20 protein-coding genes are annotated in these 16320 nt (G+C 64.2%); 9 read left to right on the forward strand and 11 right to left on the reverse strand.

Annotated features, from left to right (window positions below; all coding sequences use genetic code 11):
• Positions 1-31: 31 nt before the first annotated feature.
• On the forward strand, positions 32-994 hold the full coding sequence (gene dmeF, locus ABH900_RS15835; RefSeq protein ID WP_429624094.1) for a CDF family Co(II)/Ni(II) efflux transporter DmeF: 963 nt from the start codon (positions 32-34) through the stop codon (positions 992-994).
• A 120-nt stretch (positions 995-1114) separates the two neighbouring features.
• On the opposite strand, the gene ABH900_RS15840 is transcribed toward dmeF, so the two are convergent.
• Entirely contained in the window at positions 1115-1399 is a 285-nt protein-coding gene (locus ABH900_RS15840) for a hypothetical protein (RefSeq protein ID WP_429624095.1), read from the reverse strand.
• A 91-nt stretch (positions 1400-1490) separates the two neighbouring features.
• On the opposite strand from ABH900_RS15840, the gene ABH900_RS15845 reads away from it, so the two are divergent.
• From ABH900_RS15845 to ABH900_RS15855, 3 genes are all read left to right on the forward strand, one after another.
• Positions 1491-1907 carry a hypothetical protein gene (locus ABH900_RS15845; protein ID WP_429624096.1) on the forward strand — a complete coding sequence of 139 codons (417 nt, stop codon included), beginning with the start codon at positions 1491-1493 and terminating at the stop codon, positions 1905-1907.
• A 135-nt stretch (positions 1908-2042) separates the two neighbouring features.
• Positions 2043-2681, forward strand: coding sequence for a hypothetical protein (locus ABH900_RS15850; protein ID WP_429624097.1), 639 nt, complete (start codon positions 2043-2045; stop codon positions 2679-2681).
• 222 nt (positions 2682-2903) lie between these two features.
• On the forward strand, positions 2904-3746 hold the full coding sequence (locus tag ABH900_RS15855) for a class I SAM-dependent methyltransferase (protein ID WP_429624098.1): 843 nt from the start codon (positions 2904-2906) through the stop codon (positions 3744-3746).
• A gap of 3 nt (positions 3747-3749) precedes the next feature.
• On the opposite strand, the gene ABH900_RS15860 is transcribed toward ABH900_RS15855, so the two are convergent.
• From ABH900_RS15860 to ABH900_RS15875, 4 genes are all read right to left on the reverse strand, one after another.
• Positions 3750-4718 carry a polysaccharide deacetylase family protein gene (locus ABH900_RS15860; protein WP_429624099.1) on the reverse strand — a complete coding sequence of 323 codons (969 nt, stop codon included), beginning with the start codon at positions 4716-4718 and terminating at the stop codon, positions 3750-3752.
• 103 nt (positions 4719-4821) lie between these two features.
• Complete coding sequence (locus ABH900_RS15865; protein WP_429624100.1) at positions 4822-5481, reverse strand: hypothetical protein; 660 nt, start codon at positions 5479-5481, stop codon at positions 4822-4824.
• A 166-nt stretch (positions 5482-5647) separates the two neighbouring features.
• Positions 5648-6598, reverse strand: coding sequence for a hypothetical protein (locus tag ABH900_RS15870; protein WP_429624101.1), 951 nt, complete (start codon positions 6596-6598; stop codon positions 5648-5650).
• A 119-nt stretch (positions 6599-6717) separates the two neighbouring features.
• Complete coding sequence (locus ABH900_RS15875) at positions 6718-7527, reverse strand: alpha/beta fold hydrolase (protein ID WP_429624102.1); 810 nt, start codon at positions 7525-7527, stop codon at positions 6718-6720.
• Positions 7528-7748: 221 nt separating this feature from the next.
• On the opposite strand from ABH900_RS15875, the gene ABH900_RS15880 reads away from it, so the two are divergent.
• Positions 7749-8228, forward strand: coding sequence for a nuclear transport factor 2 family protein (locus ABH900_RS15880; RefSeq protein WP_429624103.1), 480 nt, complete (start codon positions 7749-7751; stop codon positions 8226-8228).
• Positions 8229-8304: 76 nt separating this feature from the next.
• Positions 8305-8721 (forward strand): XVIPCD domain-containing protein, encoded by a 417-nt coding sequence (locus tag ABH900_RS15885; RefSeq protein ID WP_429624104.1) that lies wholly within the window; start codon positions 8305-8307, stop codon positions 8719-8721.
• 46 nt (positions 8722-8767) lie between these two features.
• Here ABH900_RS15885 and ABH900_RS15890 read toward each other — a convergent pair whose 3' ends face one another.
• The 6 genes from ABH900_RS15890 to ABH900_RS15915 all read right to left on the reverse strand — a co-directional run bounded on the left by ABH900_RS15890 (position 8768) and on the right by ABH900_RS15915 (position 14597).
• On the reverse strand, positions 8768-9865 hold the full coding sequence (locus tag ABH900_RS15890; RefSeq protein ID WP_429624105.1) for a hypothetical protein: 1098 nt from the start codon (positions 9863-9865) through the stop codon (positions 8768-8770).
• Between the two features lie 40 nt (positions 9866-9905).
• On the reverse strand, positions 9906-10481 hold the full coding sequence (locus ABH900_RS15895) for a hypothetical protein (protein ID WP_429624106.1): 576 nt from the start codon (positions 10479-10481) through the stop codon (positions 9906-9908).
• Between the two features lie 143 nt (positions 10482-10624).
• Positions 10625-11770, reverse strand: coding sequence for a YncE family protein (locus ABH900_RS15900; protein WP_429624107.1), 1146 nt, complete (start codon positions 11768-11770; stop codon positions 10625-10627).
• A gap of 166 nt (positions 11771-11936) precedes the next feature.
• On the reverse strand, positions 11937-12863 hold the full coding sequence (locus tag ABH900_RS15905; protein ID WP_429624108.1) for an XVIPCD domain-containing protein: 927 nt from the start codon (positions 12861-12863) through the stop codon (positions 11937-11939).
• Between the two features lie 155 nt (positions 12864-13018).
• On the reverse strand, positions 13019-13993 hold the full coding sequence (locus tag ABH900_RS15910) for a lytic enzyme (protein ID WP_429624109.1): 975 nt from the start codon (positions 13991-13993) through the stop codon (positions 13019-13021).
• A gap of 4 nt (positions 13994-13997) precedes the next feature.
• Positions 13998-14597, reverse strand: a complete 600-nt coding sequence (locus ABH900_RS15915) for a hypothetical protein (RefSeq protein ID WP_429624110.1) — start codon at positions 14595-14597, stop codon at positions 13998-14000.
• A 182-nt stretch (positions 14598-14779) separates the two neighbouring features.
• Here ABH900_RS15915 and ABH900_RS15920 point away from each other — a divergent pair, with 182 nt between their 5' ends.
• The 3 genes from ABH900_RS15920 (at position 14780) to ABH900_RS15930 (ending at position 16269) form a co-directional block, all read left to right on the forward strand.
• Positions 14780-14929: a hypothetical protein gene (locus tag ABH900_RS15920; RefSeq protein WP_429624135.1), complete on the forward strand. Its 150-nt coding sequence runs from the start codon at positions 14780-14782 to the stop codon at positions 14927-14929.
• A 91-nt stretch (positions 14930-15020) separates the two neighbouring features.
• Entirely contained in the window at positions 15021-15446 is a 426-nt protein-coding gene (locus ABH900_RS15925) for a TonB family protein (RefSeq protein ID WP_429624111.1), read from the forward strand.
• Positions 15447-15900: 454 nt separating this feature from the next.
• Positions 15901-16269, forward strand: a complete 369-nt coding sequence (locus tag ABH900_RS15930) for a hypothetical protein (RefSeq protein ID WP_429624112.1) — start codon at positions 15901-15903, stop codon at positions 16267-16269.
• Positions 16270-16320 lie beyond the last annotated feature (51 nt).

Below are 16320 nucleotides of genomic sequence, written 5' to 3' on the forward strand. Positions count from 1 at the left end.
TGGGGGTATCCTTCCACCCTCTGGTCTTCCCATGCACCTGGACGCCCTCGCCGCCGCCCGTCGCCACGAACACCGCTTCGACGACGGCAACCCGCTGGCCGAACGCAATACCCGCCGCGCCCTGTGGCTCACCGTCAGCATGATGCTGGTGGAGATCGTCGGCGGCTGGTGGTTCAACTCCATGGCCGTGCTCGCCGACGGCTGGCACATGAGCTCGCACGCGCTGGCGCTGGGCCTGTCGGTGTTCGCCTACCGCTGTGCGCGCCGCTACGCGCACGACCCCCGCTTCGCCTTCGGCACCTGGAAGATCGAGATCCTGGCCGGGTACACCAGCGCCATCGCCCTGCTCGGCGTGGCCGCGCTGATGGCGGTGCAGTCGCTGGAACGGCTGTGGGTGCCGGCGCCGATCCATTACAACGAAGCCATCGCCATCGCCGTGGTCGGCCTGGGCGTGAACCTGCTGTGCGCCTGGTGGCTGCATGACAGCCCGGGCCATGCGCATCACCACCACGAGCATGGGCATGGGCATGACCACGATCATCACGATCACACGCACGGCCACGGCCACGACCTCAACCTGCGCTCAGCCTACGTGCACGTGCTGGCCGACGCCGCCACCTCGGTGCTGGCCATCGTCGCCCTGCTCGGCGGCAAGCTGCTCGGCCTGACCTGGCTGGACCCGGTGATGGGCCTGGTCGGCGCCGTACTGGTCACGGTGTGGGCGATCGGCCTGCTGCGCGACAGCGGCCGCATCCTGCTCGACGCACAGATGGATGCACCGGTGGTGGCCGAAGTACGCGAAGTGATCGAACAGGGCCCCTGGCCGGCACGCCTGGCCGACCTGCACGTCTGGCAGGTCGGTCGCGGCAAGTACGCGGTCAGCGCCAGCGTGGTCACCAGCGACGCCAACCTCGATGCCGATACCGTGCGCCACGCACTGACGATCCACGAAGAACTGGTGCACGTGACGGTGGAGATCCACCGCACCGCGTGAGCCATCGTTAGCACCGGCCGCTGGCCGGCACGGCCCACGATCAGCCCGACGCCGCCCCCGGTAGAGCCAGGCCATGCCTGGCTGTCCCCCCATGCGCCGAGCATGGGCTCGGCCCTACAGTCAAAGCTTCAACATCATCCGCAGCAGATACATCAACAACGGCAGCGCGCTCAGCACCGCGCCGCCGATGCCGATCCACGGCCAGCGCTCCCCGCGCACGCGCGAGGCCACTGCCAGGCCGCACCCCACCAGCGCCGCCCCCAGCACGCCCACACCCAGCCCTGCGGCCAAGCCATTGCCGCCCGCGGCGACCGATGCCTGCGCCGCCAACGTGCCCGCGCCCCAGCCCACTGCGATTCCCAGCCAACTGGCCACGCCGCACCACGGTGCCTTGCCCTGCGCCATCCGAAAACTCCTCTTCTTTTGCCGAATTTCTATACGGGCCATGCCCGCCTGCTGCCTACACTAGCCGCACCTGCCCTCGTAGGGACATCCCATGCGCATGCTCCGCCTGCTGCTGCCCGGTGCCCTCCTGCTGCTCACCGCCTGTGGTGGCAACACCGGGCTTCCCTTCTCCGCCGACCCGCTGCAGGGCTGTTTCGCTACCAGCGCGCGCAAGCCCGCCGATTTCCGCATCGAGAAGGAAGGCGGCCAGTACTTCGTGTCTTTCAACCGCGATGGTCAGTGGCAGCGCGAACCGAGTGCGCTGCACAAGGCCAGCACCAGCGAGATCAGCCGTTACTTCCGCGATGACGCAGCGCAGATCGATAGCGCCCTGATCCGCATGGCCGGCGGCTTCGGCATCTTCCATTTCAACAAGAGCGCCTCGCTGAAAGGCAAGGCCAGCGACAGCGACTACATGGCGCTGATGCTGATCGGGGCTGGGCCGGTGTATGCGGTGAGGTGCGATTAGCGACAGGAAAAAATGAGAAATGTATGAAATCCGAAGAACTGCTTGATGTGCCCCAAAATGCAAATTGGCAAGTAATGAAGATGGAGCCTCACCCAGATCTGAGAGGCTCAAATGAAACTACAGGTAGCGATTCTCATGTTCATCGTCTCTGCATCCGCGCAGGCAGGAGACGGAACTCCAGCTACTGGACAAACCGCTGACGAAGCGAAGGCCCCATCAAGAATCGTTCGCACCGCGGAATGGCCTGACTTCATCGGGGGAACGGTCAGTGTGGAGCAGTCCCTCATCCGCAACTCGAAGGGGCAGTATGTATATCGTTACGACGACCAATCGGAAGCAACGAAGCAATATCACGAGGCTTCCTGCGCGGATATCGGGATGAATCCCGCCAAGGGCGAGTCCATCACGGTGGGACCAGGAAGCGCCGCGTGGCATTGCTCAAACATCGAGTCGAACAGTGTTGGCGAGACAAAGAACACTGACTATGTAATCGCCTATGCACCAAATGGACAGGTATCAGCCGGACAGAATTTCGTTTCCTACGGAACCGTAAGATTCAATAGTTCAGTCGGCGGGAACATCCAAGGCAGCGCACAGATCGACAACGGAAGGTGCCAGACCTTCTACAGCGAGTACTACCCACCAAATACCGTGGGAAACCACACCGCGAGAGTACTCTGCTTCGCTCATGCTCCGCAGACCATGAATACGTTGATGGAAGGTTGCGTACCACGTGCCTGCGCAAGCGATCGCGGTTCCATCAGGGCCGACTGACATCAACGTCCTTTGAAGTAGCGGTAAGGGTGACCAGGTCGCCCTTACTGCTGGCGTGAAACATCCACGAAGAACTCTGCGCCACCGTGGGCTTGTCGCCCTCATTGGGGACCGCATCGCTACCAACTCCCTCTTCTGGTTGGGCCTCCACTAAGGAATCTCAGGATCCTGGCCAAGACCCTGCGGTACCATGCCCTCCCCCGAACCGCCCCGGTACCCGCCGTGCCCCACTACTCCGGCCCCTTGCTGACCCGCGACAGCGCTGACACCCTGCGCCGTGCCCACGACAAGGGAGCCGCCAACTGGCAGGGCTCGCTCGACCTCGGCCGCAACCAGGACGCGGTCACCCTGGATGCCGAAGGCTTCGGCTTCCGCGACCAGCACTACCCGTGGCCGGGCAAGCTGAAGGACCGCACGCTGTACTACTGGGACGGCGAGGAGTTCGCGCCGATCTCGCGCTACAGCGGTTCGCTGATCAAGCTGGTGCCGACCGAATGGGGCGCACCGACCTTCGAGATCGACGGCATCAAGATGCTGCCCACCTCGAAGCTGTCGCCGTTCGAGGATGCGCGCCGCAAGGTCGAGCTGGTCGCGCCGGCCGGCAAGGTCATCCTCGATACCTGCGGCGGTCTGGGCTATTTCGCCGCCTGCGCGCTCGAGGCTGGCGTCGGCCAGATCCGTTCGTTCGAGAAGAACGCCGACGTGATGTGGCTGCGCACCCTCAACCCGTGGTCGCCGGATCCGGATTCGACCGCCGCCGGCGGCCGCCTGCAGTTCAGTCATGGCGATGTCTCGCAGCAGATCGAACAGGTGGCCAGCAACAGCGTCGATGCGATCCTGCACGATCCGCCGCGCTTCGGCATCGCCGGCGAGCTGTACTCACAGGTGTTCTACGACCACCTCGCCCGCGTCATCCGCAAGGGCGGCCGCCTGTTCCACTACACCGGTGCGCCGAACAAGCTGACCAGCGGCCGCGACGTGCCGCGCGAAGTGGCCAAGCGCCTGGAGAAAGCAGGTTTCAAGGCTGAGCTGGCGCTCGATGGCGTGCTGGCCGTGAAGCGCTGAGCCTCACTCCGAATCCACCTTCGCCAACGTCATCACCCACTTCGGCACCACCGGCTCGCCCGCGTAGAAGTCCTTCGGCTTCTTCTCCGCCATCGCCCAGCGGTGCAGCCAGCTCGGGCCGTAGCGGCCGTTGTAGCCTTCCGCACCGCGCGCATAGGCCGGGTCACGCATCGCCTCGTCCAGCGACACGAAGCGATAGCCACGGCGCTTCGTCGCCGCCACCAGCTCGGCGAACGTGGCCGCATTGAGTTCGTTGGCGTGCATCAGCCACACCTGCGGCAGCGCATAGCCCAGCAGCGCCTGCGACTGCTTCTCGTAGTAGTCCAGCTTGTTAAGCATGTACGGCACGTAGCCTTTTCGCAGCTGCGCCAGCGTTGCCTCGCGCGCCGGTGAATCCGCCTGTTCGTTCATCACGTTGGCATAGGCGAACGCCCACACCCACTCACCGTTGTCCACCGTTACCGGCGCCACGCGGTAGCCATGCTGCTTGAAGAACGCATCCATCTGCACGCGCTCATCCGCGGTGCGCCCGGCACGCAGGTAGGGGTGGCGCATCCACTGCGGCGTCTGCTCGTTCTCGGCCAGCAGCGGCCGCAGCACTGTCTCGCCGCGCAGGAAATCCTGCTGGAACGCGGGCACGCCCTTCGCATTCAGATCCATGTGCGAATACGTGTGGTTGCCCAGCACATAGCCTGCATCGAGCCAGTCGCGCAGCATCTGCACCCGCACCGGCTGCACCTGCCCGTTCACCTCAAGCTTGTTCTCGTTGACGAAGCCGACCACCGGCACGCCTGCCTGATGCAGCTGGGCCATCAACGCCGCATGCCGCGCCTGCAGGTCCGACGGCACGATCTCGTCCAGCCGTGCCCATGGCAGATCGTCGATGGTCACCGCAATGCGACGATCGACCTCGGCGGCGTGCACCGCCAGCGACATCAGCAACAACGGCAACGCACGCAGCAACAGACGCATCGAGCCTTCCTTGAGAGAGCGAAGCACCGACTGTAACGCGATTGGCACGCGCCGCCGAGTGCAGATCCCGCGGGTGATGAAACCGGTTGACTCCGGATGCCGGTCAGCCCCCTGCGATTGGCGCCGTCCGAGCCCGCGCGATCGCCCGCCACAACACGATGCCGCCGACCATCGTCGCCAGCAGCAGCGCCGCCAACACCAACGCCAGATCATCCGGATTGCGCAGCAGCGTCGCGTTCTCGCGCGTCAGGATGTGGAACACCACATGCTGCGCCTGCGCCAGCGGTGTCGCGCCATCGGCGACCAGGTCCACCAGGCACACCGTGGGCGACAGCCGCGCCACGCTGCTCCATGCGTTCTCGTACAGATGCAGCGTCCACCCAGCCAGCGCCAGCACGCCGCCATGCAGCACCAGCAACATCCCGTTCGCCGTGCGCAACCGGTCGCGCAGCCACAGCGCGCGACTGCCGCACACCGCCAGCGCCCCCAGCAGGGCCAGCACCATGCCCGCCATCGGAACCCAGCTCAGCGGCTGCCAGTCATCCAGTGCACCGGCACGTGCCATCACCTGCTCGGCCACCTGCAGCCGCGCCTGCGCATCCGGCCCACCGCACGCGGCAGTGACCGGCTCCAGCAGAAGGTCCACACGGTAATGGAAGAATCCTGCACCCAATGCCATCGACAGCAGGGCAACGACCTGCAGCATCAGCAGGATCGGCCCCTGCCCGCAGATGCGGCGGAATCGTTTGGCAGCAGCACTCATCGGTTCATCCGTGACAGCAAAGATCCATCCTAACCAAGCGTTCCGGGCTTGTCGGCTGGCGGATGCGACATCGACGCCCGCCTACCAACGTCACCCCGCGTTCGGCGGATGCATGCGCTCAGCGCCTGCACCCGCCTCGCCGCTATCGCAGGCGGATGGCAGCCACTCACTCCTGTGGGCGCCGGAGCCTCTCGAAGATATCGGTATCCTGCACATCGACGAGGTCCAAGCTTTTCACATCGAAATTCAGATAGGTCCCTGACTGCTTTTCCTGCAGCGCGGGCACCCCATAGAGGAACACGACGCAGCGTGCCTTGCTTTCCGCAAAGCGCAGAAGACGCCTGGCGTGCAGGGATTTCATCTCCGACGCCGCCAGTACACTGTTCCAGATCATCGCCGTGGGGCGCAAAGGTTCCGCAAGCGTTTCACCGGCAAGGGACACGACCGGTTCACAGAAAGTGATCCTGAACCCATCGTCGGTCTTCCGGATCCGTGCCGTGCTCCAGTACACGCGCGTGCTCCCGGAAAGATGAGGGCGCTTCTTGAAGAAGTTCTCGAACAGTTCCCGATAGCTCATGGGTTCCTGCGTACCCGCGCTGACAATCATCGTGTCATCCACGTCGTCACGCCTGGCCTTGAGCCAGCGCGACACCAGCGCGGCGAGCGAGTAGAACTGGGTGCGGCGGCTGCGCGTGCCACCCGATTCACCGCTGCTGCTTCGGCCACCCGCACCGGGGCCGGCCCCGGTCGTTGTTCCCTGACGAACATCGAAATGTCCCGCAGGGCGCGCCAGCAGGAACCGGTCGGGGGCCGGCTGCCCCACGTCGCTGGGACGGCTGTCTCCACTGCCTCCCCGGACCTCCAGCTGAGGGACATGGTCGCAGCCGTCCATGTGCGGCTCGCTGTCATGCTGGTTGCGGAAATGCGGTACCTGCTTCAACTGAAGCTGTTCGGTATCCATGTTCGCGCAGGTGTACTTCGCCGGGCAGCCGTTCTCATGCTCGGGGCACAGAAACGCACGCTTGTCGGTGATCACGTCCGCCCAGTACAGCTCGTAGGCGCGTTCGGCGTTGATGGTGTCGTTGAATTCCGTACTGAAAGCCAGTTCCGTTGCCATTTCGATCTCGTTGGAATGCCACCAGCGGTATCGACCGTGCCGCGTGCAACTTCATTAACTCCAGCCAAACAGAATTGAAAACGACCACTTAATCACACAGATAATGTGAATTCCGTCACTCAGCGAAGGAAGTTCAGCAACGCCAGATTGAAGTGATCGGCGTGGCTGGTGTTGCAGCCGTGCGGCGCGCCTTCCAGCATCACCACTTCGCTGCCCGCAATCGCCTCGTGGGTACGCCGGCCCGAACCTTCGAACGGCACGATGGCATCGCTGTCGCCGTGCAGGATCAGCGTCGGCACGGTGATCTTCTTCAGGTCCTCCCGGAAATCGGTGGTCGCGAACGCATGCATGCAGCCCAGCGCCGCCGCCTGGTCTGATTGATGGCACAGCGCGATCGCCGCCTGGCGTTCGTCTTCGGTCACCATCAGCTGGCCGTTGGCGCTGAAGAAGTCACGGGTGAAGCCGTCGAAGAACGCTTCGCGATCCTTCTCCAGTCCGCTCCGCATTTCGTCGGCCTTGTCCTGGGTCAGCGGGCCATCCGGGTTGTTGTCGCTGCGCAACAGGAAAGGCGGCACCGCGGCGGCGAACACCACGCTGTGTAGGCGATCCTGACCATGATTGGCCACGTAACGCGCCACCTCGCCGCCGCCCATCGAGAATCCGACCAAGGTGACATCGCGCAGGTCACGCTCCTCGATCAGTCCGGCCAGGTCGGCAGCCAGCGTGTCGTAGTCATAGCCCTCGGCCGGCTTTTCCGAGCGGCCGAAGCCGCGCCGGTCGTAGCTGATCACCCGGTGCCGGGCATCACGCAGGATCGGCACCTGCCGTTTCCAGGCATCGGCGGACAACGGCCACCCGTGGATCAGGATCACCGGGCGGCCGTCGCCCCCCGTGTCTTCAACGTGCAGGCGAATGCGGGAAGCAGGCATGGGAGCTCCTGTGGAAGGGGAGGATCTCAGGCTAGCGGCCGCGCCCTGTGGCAGCCGTGAGGGAATCGCGCCCGCTCGTGACATCGCCTGCACACGCCACCGCGCGGTGCCGCACCGGAATTCCCGCCATTCACACCGTGCTTTTCCGGCTTCGTCGCAGGGCCGTGCCGCCGCGCGTGCCGGCATGCCAGCCTGCGCAGACCATCCCCGGGAGTCTTGTCATGTTGCTGCTCACCCTGCCCCTGCTGGCCGCTGGCCTTGCCGTCACACCCACCGCCTCCGATGACCTGCGCGAACAGATCCGCCAGGCCGATACCCAGTTGTTCTCGGTGGCCTTTGAGGCCTGCGATGCCGACAAGGCCGCCGCGATGACCACCGAAGACATGGAGTTCTTCCATGACAAGGACGGCAAGTCGGCCAGCAACCGCGAGGATTTCCGCCGCAGCGTGGCCAACATGTGCAGCAATGCGCGCAAGGGCGGCTGGCACCTGCGCCGCGAGCTGGTGGAGCCTTCACTGCAGGTCTTCCCGCTATACGAAGGTCGAGCCCTGGAGATGGGCGACCACCGCTTCTACGAACGTGACGCGAAGGGTGTGGAGCGTTGGACCGGCCAGGCACGTTTCATCCAGGTCTGGCGCCGTGTGGACGGGCGCTGGCTGGCCGAGCGCGTGATCAGCTACGACCATCGGCCGGCGGATTGACCCATCGGGCGCGCTTCACGGACCGGATCTATACTGACCGGGTCCACCACGCCCCCCCCACTAACGCTCGATCGCCATGGCAGAGATCACCCCCAACCATCCCGAGTACGGCCTCAACCAGCAGATCCGCCAGGGCGTGGCCGCGCTTGACGCCCAGCATGGCCGTCCGTTCGACCAGACCAGTGAACGCCTGACCGCCAGCCTGACCGTGCTCGCCCGCGAGCAGGGCCTGCAGCAGGTCGACCATGTGCTGGTCAGCAATGCGACGGCCCAGCACCCGGCCGGACACAACGTCTTCGTGGTGCAGGGCGACCCGGCCAATCCGGCGCACCTGCGCGCGATGATGCCGACCGCTGTGGCGGTACAGACGCCGGTGGAGCAGTCCATGCAGAAGCTTGGGGTGGGTGTGCAGCAGCCGGTACAGGCCGAGCAGCAGGCGCAGGATGCGCAGACGCAGGATCAGCAGCAGAATCCCGTGCATCGATTGGGATGAATGCCGCCAGGCGTCGATGCCATCGACGCCTGTGGAAGGACCGGTATCAGCCCATTCGTGGTTGAGCGTGCTGCGTCTGCTGCTGCAGCTGATCTTCCTGCGCGACGCGACTGGACTCGCGGCCCTGATGCTGCACGCTGGCGTGTTGGTACACCTCTTCAACCGTGCCCTGCTGGGTCTCGGCCAGAGAAAGACGCTGGCGGTTCGCTGCCGGATCCGGTGACGCGGTGTCGCCCGTGCGCTGCAGAAAGACGTAGCCCGGCGAATCCGCCGCACCGCCATTGCTGAAGGCCACCTGCAAGGTATCGCGTTCGGTGTAGCCACCCTGCACCGCCAAGCGCGTCAAGTGGCCCGCCAGCAGTTCGGGCTGCTGCCCCGGCGGCAGCCCCTGCCGATCGGCAGCCTCACCGAGCGCCGCACGCACGCGCTGATCCAGCGGATGCAACGCGTCACCCGGCACACGTGCGTCGTTGGCCAACCGCTCACCACTGCGCTCACCCATGTCGTCGTTCTCGCTCAACAGGTGCTGCTTCCACGTGCGCTCGGGCATCGGGTTGGTTTTCGTACGGTTGAGCTCGCTGTTGGGGAACGGCGGATCGATGCTGTCGACGCCGTGAATGTTACGCAGCGGACGATAAGCGTCCTTGCCTCCGCCCTTCATGTCCAGAGGAATGCGCACATCCGGAAGAAGCTGCGCGGCAGGGCCGATCAGCCCGTTCACGTCGATACTTCTCTTCCGCTCGATGCCGGCGTGGTTCAGCGCCTCCCAGGTGAAGTCCACGCAGTTGTGGCGCACGTCCTTGTATTGCAGATCGAAGCCGTACTTGTCCGGGTGTGCGCCGAAGGCCTCAAGTTTTTTGTACTGCTGTTCACTGATCTCGAGCGTGCGGCTGTAATGCGGGTTCTGGTACTCGGCCGCATCGGTCTTCATGACCTCGCCCGGCCCGTTCATGCTTCCATGCTCGGAAGGCGCGAAGCCGAAACTCCGCGTGGTCTTGTCCGGCCCATGGAGCACGTAGAACATGTGCCCGGGCCCGGATGTCTGCGGAACCCCGTCCACAACTTTCTGTACACCTCTCTCGTCCACCAGCGGCGTACCAGGTGCGGCAATGACGATTTCTACGGTGTAGCGCGGCTTATCCATAAGAAAAATCCTTCAGTTCCTTCCAGCAGTGGGATGGCGTTTATTTTCCAGAGAGTGGGTCGGCATGAACCCGCAGCTGTGCCGGGTAGTGCTGGAGCGCAGCGGTGGGCTGCACCGTGCGCACATCCAGGCGGTAGCGGGCACCCGTTTCCATCGGCAGCGTGACGATGCTCAACCTGTATCGGCTGGCGTCCATCGATACCTGCTGCGCGTAGCGCCAGTCTGCCGACTCATGCCATTCGGGGAGCGGCCCACCCAGATTGCGCGCCCTTGCCTGATAGACATCAGACGTTGCAACGTCCTGCCAGGCACCTGCGACCCAGCGCTGCAGGGACAACTGGAAGGGAACATGAACATTGTCCATGTCAGGCTCACTGTCAGGCTCGGGCCCATGGCGCTGCACCTCAAGATCCAGCACATAGGGTCGACCCGGATAGAAGTTGCGGGCATTCGTCTCGAACTCGAACCGCACCGCCTGGCCGGGCTCGGCCACGTTGATCGGCTTGACCAGATCCAGCGGCTCCGGCGCATCCGGTATGCGGCTGCTGCAGGCGCCGAGTGCGCCCGCCAGCGTGAAGATCAGGCCGGCACGCAGCCAGCGGTGGATACCCAGCATTATTCAGATCCTTTGGCTCCCTGCCATGGGCTTCAACCCTAGCGGGCAGCCTCTTGCACTGCAACCGGGCAAACAAAAAGGCAGGGTCTGCACCCTGCCTTCTTCACGCGGAGAACCACCGGGCGTAGCCCGGCGTCATCGCATCAGAGCTGGATGCGCGCCACGCTCTCATCAGCGCCCTTGTCATCCTTCTCGCCGTTCTTGATGCTCACGAACAGCACGTTGTTCTTCGCATCCAGCGCCAGGCTGTTCGGGTGGGTCGGCACCTTGTAGGTGGCCACCTTCTGGTAGCTGTCACTGTTGTACGCCGTCACCGTGCCCGCCTCGCGGTTGGTCACGTACAGGCGCTTGCGCGGTGCATCCAGCAGGATGCCCAGCGGGCCGGCATCGGTCGGGATGCTGGCCAGTTCCTTGCCCGTGCTGCGGTCGAGCACCAGCACGCGCTGGCCCGGATGCTTGCTGACCAGGCCGCTGCTCTTGGCCTGGTAGCCACGCAGGAATTCCGAGCCCTGGTCGGTCACGAACAGGCGCTTGCCGGCCGGGTCCAGCGCGATGTTCATCGGCTGCTCGGCGGCAATCTTGTGCTGCGCCACCACCTTGTTCGAATCGGTGCCCACCACCACCAGGTCGGCCAGCAGGTTGCTGGTGTAGACGCGCTTGTTGGCCGCATCCAGCGCCAGGCCCGGTGCCTTGGCATTGCCCAGGCCGTCGATGGTGTTGATCACCTTCAGCGTGTTGGTATCGATCACGAACAGTACGCTGCTCACGTCCGGCTGGCTGCTGTGGCCGGTCACGTACAGGCGGTTGGCCGCGCTGTCGACCACCAGCTCGCGCAGGTCGTGGGTGTAGGCGGCCTTGCCGTCCTTGCCGGTCTTCTTCTCCATCAGCTGGATGGTGCCGACAGACTTGTTCTGCGCGGTATCGACCACGGTCACCGACAGGTCCACGGTGTTGCCCACGTACAGGCGGTTGTGGGCGTCATCCAGCACCACGCCGAAGGCTTTGCGCTCCAGCGGAATGCGGGTTTCCACGGCCAGCGTGGCCGGGTTCAGGCGCAGCACCTGGGCCGGGCCGGCGTCATCGTCGAAGCCACCGGACGAAGCGACGAACACGGCATTCTGTTTCGGGCTGTAGGCCAGCTCGTACAGGCCCTTGGCCACGGCCTGGCGCTGTACGGCGGTAGCGGTGCTGGCGGCGGGGGCGTTGTCGGCGAACGCCGACGGCGCGCCAAGGCTGAGCGAAACGGCAACGGCCAGCGCGGCCGAGCGGAAGAGAGGATTACGGAACATGCGAGCGTCCTTGAATGGGCACGGGAAGGTGTCCTGGCTCGCTGGGCCGTACTGCGACGGCCCGACCTGCATCTGTCTGCGCGGGGTGGGCTGGCTGGGGTTGCCGGGGAATGGTAGCAGGTGGGGGGCGTGGCGTGCGTCTGCGCGCGTATGGCAGACGCGCGGATTACTGCTCCTTCAACCGCAGCGAATCGGCCACATCGGTCTTGGCCGCCACCTCGGTGGCGATGCTGGCGCGGCGGTGCCCCGGGTCGTTGCGGTCGCCCTGCACGATGAAAATGCTTTCGGCCGCATGGCTGCTTTCGGTTGGACGGCTGAGCAGCACGTGGTCCACGCGCGAGAGATTGTTCTGCTTGGCCAGCACCAGCAGGCTGGCGCTGATGCGCTGGCTGGCGGCATCGAACGGGCGGCCGTGCGCGGCGTCCAGTTCGGCGACTTTCTGGATCAGCTGCGAGAACAGGCGATGGTCGGGGTGTGAAGGGTCCAGCAGCGTGCCGGCCACTTCAATCGGCGTCGGCGGCGGCTCATCGCTGGCACGGTCACCCTGGCGATGATGCTCGGCCTCGCGCTCGGGCATCGCGTGATGGGTCTCGGCATTCAGATCACTGCCCGGGAACGGCACGGCAATGCACTGGATTTCCGGCAGGTTGAACAGCACCGCGAACTCGCCCAGGTTGCTGCCGCCGTCCAGAGGTGCCGGTAGCGGATGCAGGCCGGCGTAGTGCAACGCCGCCCAGACGAAATCGCTGCAGCGATTGATGGTGGCCGGGCGATCGACATCGAATTCGAACTCGGCCGGTTCCTCGGCGAAGTCACGCAGGCAGCCGTAGTGCTCTTCAGTGATTTCCAGGGTGCGGCTGTAGTACGGGTCCAGATGCGCGTCGGCATCGTCGTGGCGCACCTGTGCGTACTGCACGCCGGTGCCGGCTTCGCCCGGCGCCTGGCGCGGTGGTGCGAAGCCGTAGCTGTGGGCCTCGTCGTCTGCCGCCACCTGCAGGTACATATGGCCGCGCGGCGAGATGCCCCCACTTTTCAGCGGGGTGCCGGGCGCGGCCAGATAAAGGGTTGCGGTGTAGCGTGTTGCCTGCTCCATGCCTGCTCAGCCTTGTTGGGTACTGCGGTCCTGGGCGGATGATGGCATAGGTGGGATGGGGGGCAGGTGGAGGAATAGAGGACGCCGATCGCGACTTGCTGAATATGTGAGCCAGCGTGCAGTACCAGCGCCCCGAAAGCTCGCGGGTGGCGGCACTAGACCATCTGCATGCCGCCAGACGTCTGCGTTGCCGCCTCGCGCTGCTGCGTTTCATGACGGGTCTGCTCAGTCACTCGCGTGTCGATCTGCTGACTGCGGGCCAGCCCCTCCTCAAGGCTTTGCTGAGGCTGGTTCAGATCCACCATGGCCCTGAAGCCAGGCGTCGTGCCCATCACGAAGATCTTCTCTTCCTGCAGCACCACATCGCGCAGCTGTTGCGGCTGGTGGATGCCGTTCTCCCGCGCAGCAACCATCGCTGACATCACCTGCGCGTCGCTCACCTTCTCAGGCAGGTCCGATCGCATGCGATCGAACAGCTGCTGCGATTCCGGAGACAGTGCGGCTACCCGCTCGTGCGGCGGCAGTTCGCCCTCTACCTCAGTCAACAGCTTCTGCAACGTGGTTTGCTTCTTGGGGAGGGGATTCTCGTGCGTCGAATTGAGCTTGCTATCGGGGAACGGCTTGGGAATGCTCTTCAGCGCTTCGATGTTCGGAAGCACCTTCATCGTCCCCTCGAAGCTGGGATCGGGCTTCTCGAGCTTGGGCCGCAGACCGGCCTGACCAAGGCCTGTCCACACGTAATCGACACAGCTGTTCGACAAACCGTTGTAGTTGAGATTGAAACGGTCCTGATCGCGATTGACGCTCGCCTCGCCGTACGCCTTCAACTTGTCATATTGATCCTTGGTGATCTCGAGCGTGTGGGAAAACCGAGGGTTCTGGTAGGTCTCGAATTCCCCCTTGACCACGTGCCCAGGCCCGGTGATCCCCGTTTTTATCGGTGAGAACCCATATCCGTCTTTCTTGTCACCATCGGCAACCATGAAGTAGGCGTGGCCCGCCGAAGATGAGTGGGTCGTGCCATCCTTGCCTGCAACAGGTGTCCCCGGGGCAGCGAGGTAGACCGTGACGGTGTAAGGCCCCTTCTTGCCTTCCTGGGGTGCGGCTGCACTATTCGATTGACTGTCCATAGTCCTATTTCACGTTGTAGTTGGCGACGAGAAGCTCAATGTTGAGATGTGCAACTTCTGGGTTTCCCTGAAGGTTGGTCACCTTCAGCCGGTACTTCCCGGCCGTCAGATCCCCGGAATCAGCACGGGCCACCTCATACTCCCTGTACGCCAGGGACATGTCGTACTTTCCTGCGTTGACCAGACTGTTCGAATCCGCGCCGACGGCGCTCCTGTATTCGTACACATCGCCCTTGGCCGGTTGATATCGGCTGCCCTGCCCGACAGCAGGCAGTTCGCGATTCAATACCTGTAGCGCGATGGGCGTTTCGGTGTCGCCTTCAAGCTTCCACAGCTGCACCTTCAGGGGAATCCGGGCGTCTTCAAGGAAGTCGACATCGCCCGGTTTCATGTCCGGGCGCATGGCAGGCCCACCGGTACGAAATCCGATCAGGAACGTGCGAGGTTTGGGATCTTTCTCCCAAGGCGGCGGCAATTCAAAACGCGCCTCCACCGTCGCACCTGCATGGACCAGGTCCATCGGCTTGGCGACAGGGAAACCATCGCCATACATCTGGGGTGCCTGGGCGCCACAGCCGCTCATGAGCAGGGGCAGCAGTACCATCCATGGCCTCAGTAGGTGTCGCATCCGTTCCTCACATTCGGGCACTCACTTGTCGGCAGTTTATACACCGCACCGGGCGGCAGGACCTTAACCGACTTCACATAACCCCGGGGCGGGATGGGGATTCCTGCTGACGAAACTTGCACGGGCGCGTTCTGGAGGTAGGAGGCACGGGATGGTGCATGCACTCTGACAGCGATGCCGGCATGGATGAGTACCTGTCGGCCTGCTACGCAGACCTGCCACCACGCGAGGCGGCGCTCGCCTTCGGCAGCGACTACGACCTGGAGCGCGACGATGCGCTGTGGCTACGGCCGGGCGTGCCTGTGTGAACCGCGCAGCCGTCCGGCAAGCCTGCATCCAAGGCAAGCGATGCCAGGCGATGGCCGCTATGCTGGCAGCGCACCGGAATGGAAACCACGTATGCCCCGTTTGAACACCGCCCTGGCTCTGAACCTCGCTCTGATGCTGCTGGGCGCTACACCTGCCATGGCCATGGCGGCAGACCCGCAGGTTTCCACTGAAGTGTTCGTAGAGCGCGGTGACAACCCCACCTTCGAACTGAAGCAGGTGCCTGCCGTTGTGTATTCAACGGCCCCTGCCACGCCGCCCGATACGTCACTGCAGTCTCCCATGGCGGTGTTGATGGTTGCTCAACTGGATGAGCTGGGCCACGTTTCCAACGTGATGGTGGTGCGGTCCAGTGGACTGCGGGAGATTGATCGTGCGGCCTTTACCGCCGTGGACCAGTGGCGCTTCGAACCGGTCGTGGTTGAGGGCGTCGCGCGGCATGCGCGGGTTCGGGTGCGTTTGAGCTTCACGCCTTCTGCCGAGACGCCGCCTGGCTGAACTGCTGGTCCAATCTGTCGTAATTGGTCCTACGCCATGACCCTGGCTGCGGGCATTCCTGCGCTTGGGGCCAATAGCGCCAAGCCCTTCAAGACCGTTGCAGCGCAATCGCTTGCCGGCTTAACACCGTGTGCGACAATGCCGAAAGCGTCAGGACTGGCAATCGCCGGTTCCGCAGTTTCTTGGCATTTGGTAGCTGTACGGGTATCTCTTGGCGTGCCACCGGAAAAGGGTGGCGCGGGACTCGAAAACCCGTCTGAATACCCAGTGCTTTGCGCTTGCCAGTCGGCGTCATCTTCGGATGGCGCCGGCTGGCAATCCGTTCGCGTTCCATGGCGGGCGGTGCGTGGGGGCCTTAGGGCCCGCCGGCTTGGGTATTCACCGGTTTTCGAGACACGCACCGTCCGCCGCCTTTATAGGTGGCGCTGCTATCTGTCCTGTACGGAGCATTGCCATGAACACATCGGACTTCCGTTCCCTGCACGCGCAGTACGATCCGGACAACGCCGAACCCGAGCGCGAACTGTCCGTCGATCCCAACGCCTTCGTCGCCACGCTGCGCCGCATCGGAACCGGTGCAGCTGCGGACGGCCAGCCTTGGCCGGAGCGGCATCAACTGCCTGGGCGGTGTCTTCAGCTGGCGGATGCGGATTGCGCGTTGGCAGGGCTGCGCGTGGTGGCGGAGCTGATGTTGGCTGCGGAGCGGACCCGGCAGAACGGTGCACCCGAGGAGTACCTGGGGGATCGGGTGATGGAAGGATTGAAGATGGCGTGTGTGGCGTTGACTGCGCAGGTGGCTGAGCGGTTGCAGGTGCGGGAGTAGCGCTCAAGGCTTGAACCTCAAGCAATAGGCTGTGGGCTGTCGTCGCGACCC

The organism is Stenotrophomonas sp. AN71, from assembly GCF_050435725.1.
Taxonomy (GTDB): Bacteria; Pseudomonadota; Gammaproteobacteria; order Xanthomonadales; family Xanthomonadaceae; genus Stenotrophomonas.

Coding starts and splice junctions, on each gene's coding strand:
- dmeF (WP_429624094.1), top strand. CDS start 32: ATGCACCTGGACGCCCTCGCCGCCGCCCGTCGCCACGAACACCGCTTC.
- ABH900_RS15840 (WP_429624095.1), bottom strand. CDS start 1,399: ATGGCGCAGGGCAAGGCACCGTGGTGCGGCGTGGCCAGTTGGCTGGGA.
- ABH900_RS15845 (WP_429624096.1), top strand. CDS start 1,491: ATGCGCATGCTCCGCCTGCTGCTGCCCGGTGCCCTCCTGCTGCTCACC.
- ABH900_RS15850 (WP_429624097.1), top strand. CDS start 2,043: ATGTTCATCGTCTCTGCATCCGCGCAGGCAGGAGACGGAACTCCAGCT.
- ABH900_RS15860 (WP_429624099.1), bottom strand. CDS start 4,718: ATGCGTCTGTTGCTGCGTGCGTTGCCGTTGTTGCTGATGTCGCTGGCG.
- ABH900_RS15865 (WP_429624100.1), bottom strand. CDS start 5,481: ATGAGTGCTGCTGCCAAACGATTCCGCCGCATCTGCGGGCAGGGGCCG.
- ABH900_RS15870 (WP_429624101.1), bottom strand. CDS start 6,598: ATGGCAACGGAACTGGCTTTCAGTACGGAATTCAACGACACCATCAAC.
- ABH900_RS15875 (WP_429624102.1), bottom strand. CDS start 7,527: ATGCCTGCTTCCCGCATTCGCCTGCACGTTGAAGACACGGGGGGCGAC.
- ABH900_RS15880 (WP_429624103.1), top strand. CDS start 7,749: ATGTTGCTGCTCACCCTGCCCCTGCTGGCCGCTGGCCTTGCCGTCACA.
- ABH900_RS15885 (WP_429624104.1), top strand. CDS start 8,305: ATGGCAGAGATCACCCCCAACCATCCCGAGTACGGCCTCAACCAGCAG.
- ABH900_RS15890 (WP_429624105.1), bottom strand. CDS start 9,865: ATGGATAAGCCGCGCTACACCGTAGAAATCGTCATTGCCGCACCTGGT.
- ABH900_RS15895 (WP_429624106.1), bottom strand. CDS start 10,481: ATGCTGGGTATCCACCGCTGGCTGCGTGCCGGCCTGATCTTCACGCTG.
- ABH900_RS15900 (WP_429624107.1), bottom strand. CDS start 11,770: ATGTTCCGTAATCCTCTCTTCCGCTCGGCCGCGCTGGCCGTTGCCGTT.
- ABH900_RS15905 (WP_429624108.1), bottom strand. CDS start 12,863: ATGGAGCAGGCAACACGCTACACCGCAACCCTTTATCTGGCCGCGCCC.
- ABH900_RS15910 (WP_429624109.1), bottom strand. CDS start 13,993: ATGGACAGTCAATCGAATAGTGCAGCCGCACCCCAGGAAGGCAAGAAG.
- ABH900_RS15915 (WP_429624110.1), bottom strand. CDS start 14,597: ATGGTACTGCTGCCCCTGCTCATGAGCGGCTGTGGCGCCCAGGCACCC.
- ABH900_RS15920 (WP_429624135.1), top strand. CDS start 14,780: ATGCACTCTGACAGCGATGCCGGCATGGATGAGTACCTGTCGGCCTGC.
- ABH900_RS15925 (WP_429624111.1), top strand. CDS start 15,021: ATGCCCCGTTTGAACACCGCCCTGGCTCTGAACCTCGCTCTGATGCTG.
- ABH900_RS15930 (WP_429624112.1), top strand. CDS start 15,901: ATGAACACATCGGACTTCCGTTCCCTGCACGCGCAGTACGATCCGGAC.